16 protein-coding genes are annotated in these 17,131 nt (G+C 71.7%); all 16 read left to right on the top strand.

Annotated features, from left to right (window positions below):
* Window positions 1-668 precede the first annotated feature (668 nt).
* Window positions 669-1,292 (top strand): hypothetical protein, encoded by a 624-nt coding sequence (locus tag UWG_RS0122495; RefSeq protein ID WP_016909461.1) that lies wholly within the window; start codon window positions 669-671, stop codon window positions 1,290-1,292.
* 271 nt (window positions 1,293-1,563) lie between these two features.
* Window positions 1,564-3,051: a DUF6801 domain-containing protein gene (locus UWG_RS0122490; RefSeq protein WP_016909460.1), complete on the top strand. Its 1,488-nt coding sequence runs from the start codon at window positions 1,564-1,566 to the stop codon at window positions 3,049-3,051.
* 225 nt (window positions 3,052-3,276) lie between these two features.
* On the top strand, window positions 3,277-4,344 hold the full coding sequence (locus UWG_RS0122485) for an ABC transporter ATP-binding protein (protein ID WP_016909459.1): 1,068 nt from the start codon (window positions 3,277-3,279) through the stop codon (window positions 4,342-4,344).
* A complete protein-coding gene (locus UWG_RS0122480) occupies window positions 4,341-5,243 on the top strand; it encodes an MlaE family ABC transporter permease (RefSeq protein WP_016909458.1) in 903 nt (300 codons plus the stop codon). Before UWG_RS0122485 ends, UWG_RS0122480 begins: the two co-directional genes overlap by 4 nt.
* A gap of 1 nt (window position 5,244) precedes the next feature.
* Entirely contained in the window at window positions 5,245-6,138 is an 894-nt protein-coding gene (locus UWG_RS0122475) for an MlaE family ABC transporter permease (RefSeq protein WP_016909457.1), read from the top strand.
* An 11-nt stretch (window positions 6,139-6,149) separates the two neighbouring features.
* The gene (locus UWG_RS0122470) at window positions 6,150-7,490 is read left to right on the top strand and encodes an MCE family protein (protein ID WP_420235643.1); all 1,341 of its coding nucleotides are present in this window, start codon (window positions 6,150-6,152) and stop codon (window positions 7,488-7,490) included.
* A complete protein-coding gene (locus UWG_RS0122465; protein ID WP_016909455.1) occupies window positions 7,487-8,518 on the top strand; it encodes an MCE family protein in 1,032 nt (343 codons plus the stop codon). The genes UWG_RS0122470 and UWG_RS0122465 overlap by 4 nt, the downstream gene beginning before the upstream one ends.
* Complete coding sequence (locus tag UWG_RS0122460; protein ID WP_016909454.1) at window positions 8,506-9,561, top strand: MCE family protein; 1,056 nt, start codon at window positions 8,506-8,508, stop codon at window positions 9,559-9,561. The genes UWG_RS0122465 and UWG_RS0122460 overlap by 13 nt, the downstream gene beginning before the upstream one ends.
* Window positions 9,561-10,874 carry an MCE family protein gene (locus UWG_RS0122455; RefSeq protein WP_016909453.1) on the top strand — a complete coding sequence of 438 codons (1,314 nt, stop codon included), beginning with the start codon at window positions 9,561-9,563 and terminating at the stop codon, window positions 10,872-10,874. The genes UWG_RS0122460 and UWG_RS0122455 overlap by 1 nt, the downstream gene beginning before the upstream one ends.
* Window positions 10,871-12,118 carry an MCE family protein gene (locus UWG_RS0122450; protein ID WP_016909452.1) on the top strand — a complete coding sequence of 416 codons (1,248 nt, stop codon included), beginning with the start codon at window positions 10,871-10,873 and terminating at the stop codon, window positions 12,116-12,118. The genes UWG_RS0122455 and UWG_RS0122450 overlap by 4 nt, the downstream gene beginning before the upstream one ends.
* Entirely contained in the window at window positions 12,118-13,377 is a 1,260-nt protein-coding gene (locus UWG_RS0122445) for an MCE family protein (RefSeq protein ID WP_016909451.1), read from the top strand. Before UWG_RS0122450 ends, UWG_RS0122445 begins: the two co-directional genes overlap by 1 nt.
* 17 nt (window positions 13,378-13,394) lie before the next feature.
* Window positions 13,395-13,931, top strand: coding sequence for a hypothetical protein (locus tag UWG_RS0122440; protein WP_016909450.1), 537 nt, complete (start codon window positions 13,395-13,397; stop codon window positions 13,929-13,931).
* Window positions 13,928-14,557, top strand: coding sequence for a nuclear transport factor 2 family protein (locus tag UWG_RS0122435; protein WP_016909449.1), 630 nt, complete (start codon window positions 13,928-13,930; stop codon window positions 14,555-14,557). Before UWG_RS0122440 ends, UWG_RS0122435 begins: the two co-directional genes overlap by 4 nt.
* Window positions 14,558-14,603: 46 nt before the next feature.
* The gene (locus tag UWG_RS0122430; protein ID WP_050988635.1) at window positions 14,604-15,191 is read left to right on the top strand and encodes a hypothetical protein; all 588 of its coding nucleotides are present in this window, start codon (window positions 14,604-14,606) and stop codon (window positions 15,189-15,191) included.
* 9 nt (window positions 15,192-15,200) lie between these two features.
* Window positions 15,201-15,938 carry a hypothetical protein gene (locus UWG_RS0122425; protein WP_016909447.1) on the top strand — a complete coding sequence of 246 codons (738 nt, stop codon included), beginning with the start codon at window positions 15,201-15,203 and terminating at the stop codon, window positions 15,936-15,938.
* A 98-nt stretch (window positions 15,939-16,036) separates the two neighbouring features.
* A partial coding sequence (locus UWG_RS0122420; protein WP_016909446.1) for a lytic transglycosylase domain-containing protein occupies window positions 16,037-17,131 on the top strand: 1,095 nt, incomplete at its 3' end.

Here is a 17,131-nt window from a genome sequence, read left to right as displayed (position 1 = left end):
GCGAGTCCGGCGGCGTGCGGCCTACGCGGCCGAAGGCGCTGGTCACCGTGGTGGGGCACGAGCGTTCCCCGGTCGTCCCTCGGGTGGCGCCGGCCCGCGTACACGGTGCGCAACTCCTCGTGCACGCAAGACGATAGAACAGGTCCGTACCGTTCGACACCGTCGGGACCGACAAACTTGTCGGGTCCATGGCCAACCTCCCAGTCTCCGTGCTGCCGATCGCCGCCGCAGCGGTGTGCACCGACTCTGCGCAACAACCACCAAGAACCCGCGGAAAGTTGTGCAGAGGTGAGCGGGCACCGAGGCCGTCCGGACCGGCGCTCGGGTGAACGGTGCACGGCGGCCGCGGCCTCGCCCGCGCACCTCGTGATGAATTCCGCGCTCCGGACACTGCGCGCGTGACAAAGAATTACGGCGCTTCCGGAAAGGCGCAGATTTCCGCGGGCGGGGTGTTGCGGTGCCGCGTTACTGCTGCGTAACGTCCGTCCTCGAACACGACCCTCGGGCAAGGAAGATTGTCTGCCCCCACGGGTTCCCGGCCGCCGTGAATTCGGTGATCTCGCTGTGCGTCTCCCGGACGTCGTCTGACGCTGCGGGGCGCAGAAACGAGCCGCGCCGCCGGGAATTCGAGTACCGCAGTCTACACCGATCTCCGAAGGGAATTCCCCGTGCGCAGAACAACGAGAAGTGCCCTCGTCGCAGCGACCGCGCTCACCGCCGCCCTCGGCTTCACCGCCGCCTCCGCCTCGGCGACGACGCAGGCCGCCACCTGGACCGCCGCCCCCGGCGGGGACATCGTCGGCACCGCGGACACGCCGACGATGGAAGTCCCTGCCATGACGCTGAGTTGTGAGTCCTCGGAAGCGACCGGCACGGTGAAGAGCGGCTCCGGACTCGAAGGCGCCGGTATCGCGGACATCACCGGGCTCACCTTCGCCGGTTGCACGCTGCCGGGCCTGAGCTTCGACGTCACGATGAGCGGATTCCCGTTCAAGCTCAACGCGGAGTCCGTGGACCCGGACAACCCGGACCGCGTCATCGGCAACCTCTCCGGCATCGAAGCCCACATCGAGGACTCCACCGGACTGTGCACAGCCGACTTCGCGGCCCCGGACGGAAGCCCGGCCACCGTCGAGGGCTACTACGACAACAGCACAGGCGAACTCGTCATCAACGCGGGCAACCTGACCGCTGCCAACGCCGACTGCCTCGGCCTCCTGGACGACGGCGACTCCGCGGATTTCCAGGCGGCGTACGCGGTCGACCCGGCGCAGACCATCACGCTGGACTGAGCAACACGGGTGCTCGCAGGCACGGTTGCGGCCTGCGGGCACCCCGCACCGGGCCGACCCGCGACGGGCGGCCGGACCGGCGGCGCCGTCGCCGGACGCGCAGCCGTAGCCACCCCGACGCCGGAGCCTTGTAAGCCGGTGACAGAGATTGCCCCGGCGACTGCACGGCGCACCAGGGCGGTGATGGACTCCGCCGACCGCCCCACGGGGACGGACGCGCGACGTCGCCGCCCCGCGCACCGGCCGCGTCGGCAGAGAAGGAGACGTACCGATGACCCGTGCCTGGACCCGTCGCCTCGCGGCGCTCGGTGCCGCCGCCGTGCTCGCCGGCGTGCTGCAGGGAGGCGGAGCCGCGGCACGGGACGATACGGCGGTGGAGGCGCAGTACGAGTGCCAACTCCCGGACGGGGTCCGGGAGATACCGGTCGCCTTCCAACCGCGGCTGCCGGAGCAGGGCGCGCCGGGCGAGCCGATCGTTCCCGACAGGTTCGAGGTCCGCGCACGGTTCGCCGCGCCCGACATCGAAACGCTGCTCCCCGAGGGCACCCGGAGCGTGACGAGTACGGCGGGGCTGCGGGTCGTCGTCGAGCAGGGCGAGGAGACCGCCGAAGCCGACTGGAACGGGCTGAAGGCCGCGGACGCAGCACTCGGAGACGACGACGGCCTGGTGCTGGACCACAGGGGTGAGGTCCCTTCCGTCACCGTGGGCGGCGCAGGCCCCGTGACCTTCTCGGCCGGCGCGCTCACCCTCGAACTGGCCCCGGACGGCGCGGAGTCGGAGAGCGCCAGGGTGGTGTGCTCGCCCGGGAAAGGCGAGGAGCGCCCCGAGTTGGGCTCGGTGGACGTACCGGGTGAGCAGTCCGAGACGTCGCCGGAGCCGTCCGGCGGACCCGCGTCGCAGAGCCCCGAGGACGAGCGCGGCGAGGAGGGTGGCTCCCGCGACGGGATAGCGGTCGCGCCGGCGGACGAGGAGCAGACCGGGGACTGCGACAGCGAACCACTCCGACTCGGCGCCGAAGACCTGGACTTGAGCGGCCTTCCCGAGCCCCCTCCCGATGCGGCGATCACGACGAAGGCGGGCACGCTGGGCTGCGCGTTCGCGGTCGGCTTCAACAACGTGGCGAAGCTGGGCGGCGCCCTCGTCATCAACGATCCGCGGCGCGACCCGATACCGGTCTACATCATGATGGGCGTGCGGCAGGCCCGTTACTCGGGCGGCGACCACCCCTACTGGGACGAGCTCGACCACGTCGGCAAGCTCGAACTCCCCGACTCCTACTCCACGTTCCTCACCTTCGACTTCGTCCCGGTCTCCGCGCGCGTCGAGTTCGAGACGATGACGCCGATGACCCTCGCCGCGGTGGTCCGCGGCAAGCGCGCCAACCCGATGCTCAACACGATCAAATTCGGCCTCCGCATCCGGCTCCACGACGTGGAGGTCAACGGAACCCGCCTCGATGTCGGCGACGAGTGCCGGACGGGCCGATTCGAGACGCGGCTGGAGGGCGTGGAGCCCGAGTACAGCCTCCTGACGGGCGGGCCGCTGCGCGGAAAGATCGACCTTCCGAAGTTCACCGGGTGCGGCACCGCCGGAGGCGAGGACCTCAACCGCCTCTTCACCGCGTCTCTTTCCGGACCCGACAACTACCTCGAACTCGTCCAGGGGCAGATCTGCGCCGCCTCCGTACCCGGCAGGTGCGGCGCGCAGGTCCCCCAACTCCCGGACCTGCACGGCACGCCGGGGGAGGCAGCCGAGTGAGCGCGACGATCCGGCCGACGCGCGCTCCGCTGGACAACCGAGGCGCCGAGGAGTTGTCACCCGTTGACAGTGATCCCGCACACGAGGGGGCCGGAGTGATCTCGCGTGCTGGGCTGTGCGTGCGGACCACCTGCCGACCGAATCGGGCACGTGCGCACGGCAGTTGCGGTCTTCCGCACGACCGGGCGGTCCCGCCCCGGCGACCGGCCCTGGAGGTGTGAGCAGATGGGGATCGAGGTCTCCGTCGAGGGGCTGACGAAGTCCTTCGGCAGCAAGAACATCTGGCAGGACGTATCGCTCACCCTGCCCACCGGCGAGGTGAGCGTCATGCTCGGCCCTTCCGGAACCGGCAAGACCGTCTTCCTGAAGTCGATGATCGGGCTCATCAAACCGGAGTCCGGCCGTGTCCTGGTCGACGGTGTCGACATGGTGAACAGCCCCGAGCGCGACGTCTACGAGGCGCGGAAGCTCTTCGGGCTCATGTTCCAGGACGGCGCGCTCTTCGGCTCCATGAACCTCTTCGACAACATCGCCTTCCCGCTGCGGGAGCACACGAGGAAGAAGGAGTCGGAGATCCGCCGCGTCGTGATGGAGCGGCTGGAGATGGTCGGGCTCGTCGGCGACGAGGGCAAGTTGCCGGGCGAGATCTCCGGCGGGATGCGCAAACGGGCAGGGCTCGCCCGCGCGCTCGTCCTCGACCCGCAGATCGTCCTCTGCGACGAACCGGACTCCGGCCTCGACCCCGTCCGCACCTCCTTCCTCTCGCAGCTCCTCATCGACCTGAACGCGCAGATCGACGCGACGATGCTGATCGTCACCCACAACCTCGACATCGCCGCCACGGTCCCCGACAACATGGGGATGCTCTTCCGGCGCAACCTCGTCACCTTCGGCCCGCGCGAGGTGCTGCTCACCAGCGAGGAGCCGGTCGTCGCGCAGTTCCTCAGCGGTAGCAAGAAGGGGCCGATCGGTATGTCGGAGGAGAAGGATGCCGCCGCCCTCGCCGCGGAGCGCGGTCGCGCCGACGACCCGGGGATCGAACGCAACCTCCTCGTACCGCAGTTGGAGCCCTCTCCCGGCCTGCCGGAGCGCAGTGCGGTACGACGCAGGCGGCACAGGGTCGAAGGGATGCTGGACTCGCTCACGCCCGCGGCACGCTCCGCGATCCGCAGCTCCCTTGCTGCGCGGTCCGAAACCGCGACCGTGGCAGCGCAGGCAGCCTCGTCCCCGCCCGTGAATGCTGGACGAGCCGACGACCCCGCCCCCACGGAACAGGCCGGGAGCGACGGATGACGGGGCCCGCGGAGGAGAAGCCGGACGGCGGACCCGCGCCGGAGAACGGGCCCACGAGCGGCCGACCCGGGCCCGGACCGACGGCGGAGGGCGATGCGGACGGTAGCCGGCCACCCGCGGTCGAGCAGCCGCTGCCGGGCCTGGGTTGGCTCCGCCAGACGGGCGCGCTCTTCGCGCTCGCCGTCGCCGTACTCCGCGCCGTCTTCAAACGGCCTTTCCAGTTCCGCGAGTTCGTCGAGCAGTTCTGGTTCATCGCCAGCGTGACGATCCTGCCCGCGGCGCTCGTCTCCATCCCGTTCGGCGCGGTGATCGCGCTCCAGGTCGGCTCGTTGGCGAGCCAGATCAGCGCGCAGTCCTTCACCGGCGGCGCGAGCGTCCTCGTCAACATCCAGCAGGCGAGCCCGCTCATCGTCGCGCTGCTCATCGCCGGCGCCGCGGGCTCCGCCATCTGCGCCGACCTCGGCTCGCGGACGATCCGCGAGGAGCTGGACGCGATGGAGGTGATGGGCGTCTCGCCGATCCAACGCCTCGTCGTTCCAAGGGTGTTGGCCACCATCTGCGTGGCGGTCCTGCTCAACGGCATGGTCTCGGTGGTGGGCACGCTCGGCGGCTACTTCTTCAACGTGGTGATGCAGGACGGCACTCCCGGCGCCTACATCGCAAGCTTCTCCGCACTCGCCCAGCTCCCCGACCTCTACATCAGCGAGATCAAGGCGGCGCTCTTCGGGTTCATCGCGGGCGTCGTGGCCGCCTACCGCGGGCTCAACCCGCGGGGCGGACCGAAGGGCGTGGGCGACGCGGTCAACCAATCCGTGGTCATCACCTTCCTGCTGCTCTTCTTCGTCAACCTGGTGCTCACCGGCATCTACCTCCAGCTCGTCCCGCCGAAGGGAGCGTGAGATGGCGCTCCTCGACCACGAGAACCCCGCCCCCGAGCCCGAACGCGAGAAGAACACCCCGCCCGCCGCCGAGGAGGAGAGCCGCACCAGCCGCCGCCTCTTCGGCTGGCTCGACGCCCCGGGCGACCAACTCCTCTTCTGGCTCAGCGCGTTGCGCTGGGTTCCGCGCACCGTCCGCAAGTACCTCAAGGAGGTGCAGCGGCTGCTCGCCGAAGTCGCCTTCGGCAGCGGAGGGTTGGGCGTCATCGGAGGAACGGTCGGCGTGATGGTGGCGATGACGCTCTTCACGGGCGCCGTGGTCGGCCTCCAGGGGTACGCGGCGCTCGACCAGATCGGCACGGAGGCGTTCACCGGGTTCATCTCGGCGTACTTCAACACCCGGGAAATCGCCCCGCTCGTCGCCGGCTTGGCGCTCTCCGCGACGCTCGGCGCCGGCTTCACGGCGCAGCTCGGCGCGATGCGCATCAACGAGGAGATCGACGCGCTGGAGTCGATGGGTATCCGCTCGATGCCGTACCTCGTGACGACGCGGATCATCGCAGGGGTCGTCGGCATCATCCCGCTCTACGGCGTCGGCCTCCTCAGCAGCTACGTCTCCTCGCGGTTCATCACCGTCTTCTACAACGACCAGTCGGCGGGCACCTACGACCACTACTTCGGCCTCTTCCTCGCTCCGGAGGACGTACTCCTCTCCTTCCTCAAGGTCTTCCTCTTCAGCGTGATGGTGATCGTCACCCACTGCTACTACGGCTTCCGCGCCTCCGGCGGTCCCGCAGGCGTGGGCGTGGCCGTCGGCCGCTCGGTGCGCAACGCGATCGTGCTGATCAGCGTCACGGACTTCTTCCTCAGCCTCGCCATCTGGGGCGCGACGACGACGGTGAAGGTGGCCGGATGACGACGCAAGCCATGCCTCCGGTCCCGCCGAGTCCCCCGAAGCGTCCGGCCGCCCCCGTGCGCCCGCGCACGCCGGAGCGTCTGCGAACGGTGCGGCGGCGGCTCGCCGGCGTCGTGTTCCTCGTCGTGCCCGCGCTGCTGATCTGGCTCGCCGTCGCCGTCTACGACAAGCAGTTCAGCGACGACGAGGAGATCACCGTCCGCACCGGCAGTGTCGGCAACGAGATGCACGAGAGGGCCGAGGTCAAGGTGCGCGGCGTCGTCGTCGGCGAGGTACGCAAGGTGGCGGCGGCCGGCGACGGCAGCGGCGCCGAGCTGCACCTGCGCATCCGGAAGGACCGGTTCGCGCACATCCCGTCGGACGTGACGGCGCAGATGCTCCCCACCACCGTCTTCGGCCAGCGGTACGTAGCGCTCGTGCCGCCCGCCGAGCCGTCGGCGCAACCGCTGCGGCCCGGTGCCACGATCCCGCAGGACCGCAGCCGCAACGCGATCGAGCTCGAGCAGGTCCTCGGCAACCTCCTCCCCACGCTCACTGCGGTGCAGCCGGCGAAGCTCTCGGCCACGCTCTCCGCCGTCTCGGGCGCGCTGGAAGGCCGTGGCAAGAAGCTGGGGGAGACCCTCGTCACCCTCGACGGGTACCTCGCCAAGCTCAACCCCCAACTCCCCGCGCTCAACCGGAACATCAAGGAGCTGGTGAAGGTCGGCCACCTCTACAGCGAGGCGGCCCCCGACATCCTCCGCGCGCTGGAGGACTTCGCGACGACGAGCGGCACCCTCGCCGAGAAGGAGCGCGACCTCTCCGGTCTCTACGGCACGACCACGCGCTCGGCGCGCGAGACCACCTCGTTCCTCCGCGCGAACCAGGACAACCTCATCCGCCTCACCGCCGCGTCCGAGCCGACGCTGCGGACGCTCGCCGAGTACGCGCCGTCCTTCCCCTGCACGTTGCAGACGCTCGCGCGCTTCGTGCCGGCGATGGACAAGGCGCTCGGCAAGGGCACCGACCAACCGGGACTGCACGTGAACGTCACGACCACGCCCTCGCGCGGCAAGTACCGCCCCGGCCGCGACGCGCCGGCCTACGGCACGGGCGGCGGGCCCCGCTGCTACTCCGTGCCCTACCTCGGCAAGGGCACGGCCTCGTCGGCCGCGCGCCCCTCCGGCGCGGGCCCCGGCGCGACGATCGCCGACGGCGAGGGCGGCCTCGGCACACCCAACTCCGAGCAGGAGAACCGGCTCGTCAACGAGCTACTGGCGCCCGAACTCGAGGAAAGGCCGCAGGAGTTGCCCGACTGGTCGAGCGTGCTCACCGGTCCCGCGCTGCGCGGCACGGAGGTGACGCTGAAGTGAACCGCGCCAGCCTCGCCGGGCCACTGCTGAAGTCGCTCGTCTTCGTCCTGGTCACCGCGCTCGCCACGGCGGCCCTCGCGTTCAGCATCACCAACGGCGGCGTCGGCGAGAGCGACACCTACCGGGCCCGCTTCACCGACACGACGGGGCTCGTCGAGGGCGACAGCGTGCGCATCGCGGGCGTGAAGGTCGGACAGGTCGATTCGATAAGAGTGGCCCAACGGCGGGTGGCGGAAGTGGAGTTCAGCGTCGAGCGGGGCCGCCGGCTGCCGTCGTCGGCCGGAGCCTCGATCAAATACCTGAACATGGTGGGGCAGCGGTACGTCGCGCTGGAGCGCGGCACTGGCGCCGTCGGCACCTCGCTCCCGCGCGGCGCGACGATCCCGCTGGAGCGCACCACGCCGGCGCTCGACCTCACCCAACTCTTCAACGGCTTCAAACCGCTCTTCGAGGGACTGTCGCCGAAGGACACCAACCAACTCGCCGGTGAGATCGTCCAGGTGCTCCAGGGCGAGGGCGCCACGGTCAGCAGCCTCGTCTCCCGCGTCGCGTCGCTCACCACCACGCTCGCCGAGAAGGACGAGGTGATCGGCAGCCTCATCGGGAACCTCAACCGCGTCCTGAAGACGGTCAACAAGCGGGAGCAGGGCTTCAACCGGCTCGTCGACAGCCTGGAGGAGCTGGTCGCCGGCTTCTCCCAGGACCGCAAGCCGCTCGGACGGGCGGTGAGCGCCATGTCCGGGCTCACGACGACCACCGCGGACCTGCTCCAGGACGGAAGGGCGCCCTTGAAGCGCAGCATCAGCCAACTCGGACGAGTAGCCGACCAGTTGGACGACGGGGCGCCGCAGATCGAGCAGTTCCTCCGGCGGACCCCCGCGAAGATGACCGCGCTCACGCGCGCATCGTCCTACGGCTCCTGGTTCAACACGTACCTGTGCGAGGCCCGCGTACACGGCGTGTCCACCTACGACGGCAGCCGACCGCCGACCGGTATCGAGATCTCGCAGCCGAGGTGCCGGTCGTGAGCCGCCGACTGCGCCTCAAGCGCCCGCACTTGACGCCGATCCGCGAGCGCAACCCTCTCGGCGTCGGCCTCGTCGGCCTGCTGCTCCTCGCCCTCGTCGCAGCCGTCGCCTACCGGGCCGAGGACCTCCCCGGCATCGGCGGCGGCACGACGTACCACGCCGACTTCTCCGAGGCCGCTGGGCTGCGCGACGGGAACGAGGTCCGCGTGGCCGGTGTGAAGGTCGGGAAGGTGACGGACGTCGCGCTCGCCGGCGGCGAGGTGCGGGTCGACTTCCGGGTGAAGGACGTCTGGATCGGCGACGCCAGCACGGCGGCGATCAGCATCAAGACGCTCCTGGGTGAGAAGTACCTCGCCGTCGATCCGCTCGGCGACCACGACCAGGAGCCGGGTGCGCCGATCCCGGCCTCGCGGACCACCTCGCCCTACGACGTCACCGAGGCGTTCACCGGACTCGGCGAGACCCTCGGGGAGATCGACACCGACAAGCTGGCGGAGAGCTTCAAAGCCGTCTCCGACAGCTTCCGCGACACACCCGGCGACGTCCGCACCGCCGCGACCGGACTCTCCGCGCTCTCCAGGTCGATCTCCAAGCGCGACGCCGAATTGGGCGAACTCCTGCGCGGCAGCAAGAAGTTGACGAAGACGTTGAAGGGGCAGCGCAAGCAGTTCGAGAGCCTGTTGAAGGACGGCAACCTGCTCCTCGCCGAGGTGCGGGCACGGCGCAACGCCATCCACGCCCTCTTCACCGGCACCCGCGACCTCGGCACCGAGCTGCGCGGCCTCGTCCGCGACAACGAGCGGCAGCTCTCGCCGACGCTCCGCTCCCTGGACCGCGTCACGACGGTCCTGCTGAAGAACCGGAAGCAGCTCGACCGCACTCTCGCCGTCGTCGGCCCCTACTACCGGCTCGTCGGGAACACGCTCGGCAACGGCCGCTGGTTCGACAGCTATCTGTGCGGCGTGGTGCCGAAGAAGTACCTGCCGCCGAACACCCCGCCGAGCCGCGGCTGCATGCCGCCGAAACCGGGAGGCGCGAGCTGATGGCCACGCACGACCTTCCTGCGGACGGCCGCGATCCCGCCCGTACCCGGGGATCGGCCCGCGCCGGCGCGCGTCGCACGGTGGGGGCGCTCCGCTCCCGACTGCGCCGCGCCTCGCACAGCACCGCACGCCGCGCCCCCGGGGCGCACGCGCGGACCGGAGCCGCCGCCCCGCGCCCGCCGGGCCGCTGGCGCCGGCGCCTCCCGGCGATCGGCGTCGCCGTGGCCGTCGTCGCCGCCGGTACGACCGCGGGCGTGCGCCTCGCCTCGGGCGGCGAGGGAATGCGCGTCTCCGCCTGGTTCGACCGGGCCGTCGGCGTCTACGAAGGCTCCGACCTGCGCATACTCGGCGTCGACGCCGGGCGGGTCGAGTCCGTCGAACCCCGGGGGAGACGGGTCGAGGTCATCCTGCGGCTCGACGCGGGTGTCGACCTGCCCGCCGACGCACGCGCCGTCGTCATCGCCCCGAGTCTCGTCTCCGACCGCTACGTCCAGCTCACGCCCGCCTACACGGGCGGCCCCAAGCTCAGGACCGGCGCCCACCTCCCCGCCTCGTCCAACGCCACCCCCGTCGAGGTCGACGAGCTCTACGCGTCCGTCACCGAACTCGGCGACGCCCTGGGCCCCGAGGGCGCCAACGAGAACGGCGCCCTCTCCGACCTCCTCGACGTCGGAGCCCGCAACCTCGGCGGCAACGGCGAGGCGATCGGCGAATCCGTCGAGCAGTTCGGCAAGGCCGCGAAGACCCTCAGGGGAAGCAGCGACGACTTCTTCGCAACGGTCGACCACCTCGGCTCCTTCACCGCGATGCTCAAGAAGAACGACACACGCGTACGCCGCGCCGAGCGCCAACTCGCGGACGTCAACACCTTCCTCGCCGACGACAAGGAGAACCTCGGGCAGGCCCTGGAGCGGCTCTCGACGGCGCTGGGCGAGGTCAAGACGTTCATCCGCGACCACCGGGGCGAGCTCAAGAAGAACGTCGACAAGCTCGCACCGCTCACCCGGACCCTCGTCGACCAACGCGCCTCCCTCGCCGAGGCGCTCGACACCGCGCCCAACGCGGCATCCAACCTCGTCCGGGCGTACAACCCGCACACCCGCACCATCGACAACAGAGCCAACCTCAACGAGCTGAGCATGGGCGGGAGTGCGCTCGCCCCCTCCGCATCCCGGGAGGCGGCGGCCGGGACGGCTGGGCTGGAGCCCGTCACCTCCGAGCGGCGCAGCGCGCTGCCGGCCCTGCCGCTCCCCGAGGTCGGCGAGGTCTACGGCCCGGGGCGGGGCGAGCCGGGGAAGGGGGCCGGCCGATGAGACGCACCCGTGCACGCGGGGCCGCGGGCGCCGCGGTGGTGCTGGCGGTCGCGGCAGGGTTCACGTTCGTCGCCGTCGGGGTCGACATGCCGCGGATATCCGGGATCGAGGAGCTTCCACTGCCGGGCGGTGCCGATCTCGGCGGCCGACCGGTCGAGATCACGGCCGAGTTCCGCGACGTGCTCAGCCTGGTGCCGCAGTCCGCGGTGAAGTTCAACGACGTCGCCGTGGGACGGGTCGCCGAGGTCCGGCTGGCGGAGGACGGTTGGACCGCCCGCGTCACCATGCGCGTCAACGGGGACGTGCGGCTGCCGGAGGACCCGTACGCGCGGATCGAGCAGTCCTCGCTCCTCGGCGAGAAGTACGTGCAGCTCGTCGCACCGCCGAAGCGGCGGCCCGCGCGGACCCCGGCCGCCTTCGCCGGGGGAGCCGCAGAGCCCGGCGGCGCCGATATACCGCTGAGTCGCACCAACCGCAACCCGGAGGTGGAGGAGGTACTCGGCGCGCTCTCGATGCTCCTCAACGGTGGTGGCGTCAGCCAGCTCAAAACGATCACCAAGGAGCTGAACAAGGCGCTCTCCGGCAACGAGCCGGAAGTCCGCTCGATGCTCCGCCGCGTCGAGAAGCTGGTGAAGAACCTCGACGGCCACCGCAAGGACATCACCGACGCGCTCGACGGCGTCAACCGCCTCGCCTCGACGCTCTCCTCGCGCCGCAAGCAGATCGGCACGACGCTCACGGGGCTCAGTCCCGGCATCGAGGTCCTCTCCAAGCAACGCGGTCAACTCATGCGGATGCTCGGCTCGCTCGACGACCTCTCGGATGTCGCGGTGGAGACCGTCGAGAAGACCAAGGACGACTTCGTCGCGGACCTGCGCGCGCTCGCCCCCGCGCTCCGCGGCCTCGCCGACGCCGGCCGCGACCTGCCCGACTCCCTCCAGGTGCTCTTCACCTATCCCTTCACCGACGAGGTCCTGCGCGGCGTCAAGGGCGACTACCTCAACGTCTACCTCGACATGACCGCGGTCCCCGGCACCCAGATCGTGCCCCCGGTCGAGGAGACGCCTGTACCGCCCGTCCTCACCGACCCCGCCGCGGCCGCCTCCGGTGCCCTGCCACCCGTCGCGCTGCCGCCCGTCGCCGACGCCGGCGCGCAAGGAACCGACAACTCCGCTGTCGGGAACGGGAGTTCGCAGCAGCCCGGCGACCGCGCGTCCCAGCGGCGCCAGGAGGGGGAGGGCTGATGGTCACCAAGGCCACGCTCGTCAAGAATCTCGTCTTCGTCCTCCTCGCCGTCGTGGTCCTCGCCTTCATCGGCGTGCGCTACGCCGATGTCGGCCACCTCGTCGGCTTTCGGGACAGCTACACCGTGCGCGTCCAACTCGCCCGCACCGGTGGCCTCTTCGAGCACGCCAACGTCACCTACCGCGGTGTCTCCGTCGGACGCGTGGGCGCCATCGACCTGACGGCGCACGGCGTCGAGGCGGAGTTGGAGATCGAGAAGTCGGCACCGCGCATACCCTCCGACCTCAAGGCGCAGGTCGCAGGGCTCTCCGCCGTCGGCGAGCAGTACATCGACCTCCAGCCCCGGAAAGCCGGCGGCCCCTACCTCGCGCAGGGCGCCGTGATCGAGCGCTCCGACACCGGCGTCCCCGACCCTCCGACGAAGGTGCTCACCAGTCTCGACCGCCTCACCTCCTCCGTGCCGCTCGAGTCGCTCCGCACCGTCGTCGACGAGTTGGGCACGCTCTTCCACAACCGCGGCGACGACCTCGACGTCCTCCTCGACTCGGGTGCCGAGTTCATCGACGCCGCGGACGCCAACTTTCCCGCGACGCAACGCCTGTTGGTCGACGGCGAGACGGTGCTGCGCACCCAGAACGAGGAAGGCGAGGCGCTGCGGACGTTCGCGCGCGGCGCCGAGGAGCTGGCCGGGCGGTTGAAGGGTTCCGACACCGACCTCAGGCGCCTCATCGCCGAGACACCCGGCGCCGCGACCCAGCTCAGCGGCCTGCTTGAGGACGTCGATCCGAGCCTCAGCGTCCTGCTCGCCAACCTCACGACCACGTCGGAGCTGGCGGTCACACGGCAGCACGGCATCGAGGAGCTGCTGGTGCGACTGCCGCAGGCGGCGGCCGCCGGCTCCACTGCGATCACGGGCAGAGGCGCCGAGTTCGGCATGGCGGTCACCTTCTTCGACCCGTTGCCGTGCACCGACGGCTACGGCGGCACCCGCTACCGCAACGGTCTCGACACCTCGTCGGGGCCGGCCAACACGGAGGCACGGTGCGCCTCCCCGCCGAGCACGGGCAAGAACGTCCGCGGCTCCGCCAACGTCCCCTCCGGCGGGCCGCTCCCCAGTCCGGCGAAACCCGGCTCGCTCCGCCTCGGCGAGGACGCGGGAGGCAAGGGCGCGCTGCCGGGCGCCCTCGGACTCCCCGGCACCGACAGCCGCCAACCGGTGGGCGTGCGGGGGCTGTTGCGCATCGGAGGCGGGCGGTGAGCGGAGAGGAGCGCGCGGTGGCGGACGCACCCGAGCATGCGCTCGGCAGGTGGGCGGGCTGGTGCGCGGCGGCTGCCGCGGCGCTCTTCCTCGCCTTCTCCGGGTGGCAGTTGTGGCAGGCCGAGACCGACGACGACCTCGCGTACGCGGCGGCCCGGGACACCGTCCTCGACAGCGGCAAGCGGCACCTGGAGACGCTCAACTCGGTGCGCAGCGGCCGGATCGAGGACGGCCTGGCGCGCTGGCGTGCCGCGTCGACGGGCCCGCTCCGCGACGAACTGCGGCGTACCGGAAGGAGCGACGCCGCCACGCTCGCCAAGGCGGGCACGACGGCCCGGGCGAAGGTCACGGACGCCGCCGTCGTCCGACTCGACACCCGCTCCGGCACCGCGGAGCTCATCGCCACGGTGCACATCCGCGTCACCGAGCGCGGCGGCGCCCCGACCACCGACCGCAAGCGTCTCACCGCGGGACTGGAACGCACCGGCGACGGATGGAAGCTGCGCGCACTCGGCGCCGTGCCGGCCGAGGGCGCCGAGGGAGGCGACTCGTGACCACCTCGACCCGGGACGTGGACACCTCTGCCGAACGCACGGCGGAGACCGACGCGGCGGCCGACGCCGACCCGGCCGCGGACGTCAGGCGCGGCCAACGCCCCTGGCTGCGCGGCCGGTTGGCGGCACGGCGTACCCGCCGGGTGATGCTCGCGGCGGCGCTCGCCGTCGCCGTCCTCGCCGGCGGCCTCATGCTCTTCGGCGCGTACCGCCTCACTTCGGCCGACTCCGCGCGGAACCACGCCCTCACCGACCGGGAGGCCACCGAGGAGGTCTCGGGCGAGGTGGGAGACGCCCTGGCCAAGGTCTTCTCGTACACCCCCGACGGCGTCCGCACCACGGAACTCGACGCCAGGCGCCTGCTGCGCGGCGAGGCGGCGACGCAGTACCGGCGGCTCTACGGGCAACTGCGGAAGCGCGTCACCGAGCAGAAGCTGACGCTGACGACGCGGGTGGTGCACACCGGCGTCGTCAGCCTCGACGACCACCGGGCCCGGCTGCTCGTCTTCCTCGACCAGACGAGCACTCGCGACGGTGGCCAACCCTCCACCGCCGCGGCCCAGTTGGCCGTGACGGCCGAACGGCGGGGCGGTGAGTGGCGGATCGTGCGCCTCGCGGCGAGGTGAGCACGCGGAGCGCCCCAGGGGCGTACGGCAGAGGAGGAGCGGATCGATGAGAGAAAGGGTGCGCGCGCTGGTGCGCCCGCCGAAGGACCCGGTGCTCGCCGCCGCGGTGGCGCTGCTCGTGGCGGCGCTCTGCTTCGCCGCGTGGGGCGGCTGGAGCTGGCACGCAGCGGCCGACGACGGAGCGCGCGCGTACGGCGAGAGCCGCGACCGTGCCCTGTCGGCCGCCGAGCAAGGGGTGCAGAACCTCAACACCCTCGACCACCGCAACGTCGCGCAGGGGTTGTCCACCTGGCAGCGGTCGACGACCGGGGAGCTGCGCAAGCAACTTGCGGACGGACGAGGCGAGTTCGAGAAGCAGGTGAAGGCGGCGAAGACCGTCACCCGCGCCAAGGTCCTCTCCGCGGCCCTCTACGAACTCGACGAGCGTGCGGGCCGAGCCGGCGCAGTCGTCGCCGTGCGCACCACCGTCAACGCGCCGAAGCAGAAGCCGACCACCAAGGACACCCGGATGCGGTGCGAGCTGACCCGCACCTCGGGGGGTTGGAAGCTCAGTGCCCTCGCACAGGTCCCCGTGGGCGACTCCGCAGGCGAAAGCGAGCCCGGCACCTCCGACCAGGACCAGGGCAAGGAGTGAGGAGCCCCGATGCCGACCACACGCCACCTCCTCAACCGGCAGCGCCGCCTCGCCGCCCGCACGGCGGAACCGGACACCGCCGAGAGCCCGCCCGCGGAGCGCCCGCCGGGGGACCGCCGAACTCCCCATGCGCCGACGCAGGTAGGCCACGCGGACGCCGAACAGGGCGCGGAGCCGGACCCGGTACGCGCCCGACGGCGCCGCAACCGGGTACTCGCCGCACTGGCGCTCCTCACCGTCCTCCTCGGCGCGTTCGCCGGCTGGGCCGGCGCACGCGCGGGCGAGCTACGCGACACCGAGGCGGTCCGCAACAGCGCGCTCACCGACACCGCCCGCACCAGTGAGGTGAAGGGCAAGGTGACGGAGGCCGTCAACGCCCTCTTCTCGTACGACCACGCGGCACCGCGGAAGAACCGCGACGCGGCCGGCCGCCTGCTGACGGGCCCCGCCGTGGCCCAGCACGCACGGCTCCTCGACGGGCTCAGGAAGCAGGGAGAGAAACAGAAACTCGTCCTCACCACGACCGTCACCGACGCGGCCGTCGAGCGGATCAGCTCGGCGGACGGCAAGGACCGCGCCCGCGTCCTCGTCTTCGCCGACCAGCGCAGCACCCGCACCGGTGCGGCGGGCAGGACCGACTCGGCCGCCGCGGACGACGGTTCGGCGTACGCGGGCGCCATGCTCGCGGTCGACGCCGTCCGCACCGGCGCCTCCTGGCGGATCAACAGCATCGACACCTTCGACTAGCGCGCACGTCGGCCGGAGCCGCGGGAGGACCGCCGACGACAACCCGACAGCCGACGACGGAGCGCGCTCCGCCGGACGACGAACCAGGAGGCAACGCAATGAGTCTGCTCGGCCGGCGCCGCTACGGCGCACGCATCCGCCGCGGCACGGCGGGAACCGCGCTCGCGGTCGTCGCGGTCGCTGCGCTCACCGCCTCGCAAGCCCCCGGCTCGGCCTCCGCGGGCCAGGGCGCACCCCGCGACGAGGGCCCCGACGAGTCCTGGACGATCCCGGACAACGCTCCGTCCGACGACGTCTACCACACCGAACTCCCGCCGCTCCGCACCCCGTTGTCGCCTGGACCGCCGACCCGCGGCGCCGTCGAGCGCGTCCAGGAGCAGTCCGGCATCCCGGCGACCGTGCTCGCGGCGTACCGCAAGGCCGAGCGTTCCGTCGGGCGCACAGACCCGCGGTGCCGGCTTCCGTGGGAACTCCTCGCCGCCATCGGCAGGGTCGAGTCGGGGCAGGCGCGCGGCGGCGACGTCACCGCCGACGGCACCACCCGCAGGCCGATCCTCGGCCCCGTCCTCGACGGCGAAGGCTTCGCGCGGATCACGGACACCGACAGCGGCCGCTACGACGGCGACCGCGCCTTCGACCGCGCCGTCGGGCCGATGCAGTTCATACCGTCCACGTGGGCCGCGTGGGGAGCCGACGGCAACGGCGACGGGCGCAAGGATCCGCACAACGTCTTCGACGCCGCTCTCGCCGCAGGCCGCTACCTGTGCGCGGGGGAACGCGACCTCGCCGTCAAGGCCGACCTCGACCGGGCGGTCCTCGGCTACAACCACTCACGCGACTACCTGCGGACCGTGCTCTCCTGGTTCGAGTTCTACCGCGGCGGCGTGCACGCCGTACCCGACGGCAGGGGAGCCCTGCCCAGCACGGCGGGCGCGGGCGGCAAGGAGCCCGAGTCCGCGCACAAGAAGAAGGGGCACGCCCGCAAGGGCGGCAAGGGCGGCAAGGACAAGGGCGGCGGCATCGAGATCGGCCCGAGGCCGGACGACGGCTCCACGCCGGGTGGTTCAGAGCCCTCGCCCGGCCCTTCGCCCTCGAAGCCGGGCCCGTCCGAGCCGGACGAGCCGTCGCCGACCGAGCCCCCGGAGTGCGAGACGGAGTCGCCCTCCCCGAGCGAACCGCCTCCCTCGGACGGG

Origin of the sequence: Streptomyces xiaopingdaonensis (assembly GCF_000262345.1) — a bacterium.
Lineage (GTDB): Bacteria > Actinomycetota > Actinomycetes > Streptomycetales > Streptomycetaceae > Streptomyces > Streptomyces xiaopingdaonensis.
Note: the sequence above shows the minus strand (reverse complement) of the source record. Positions and strands in the feature narration are given on the sequence as shown.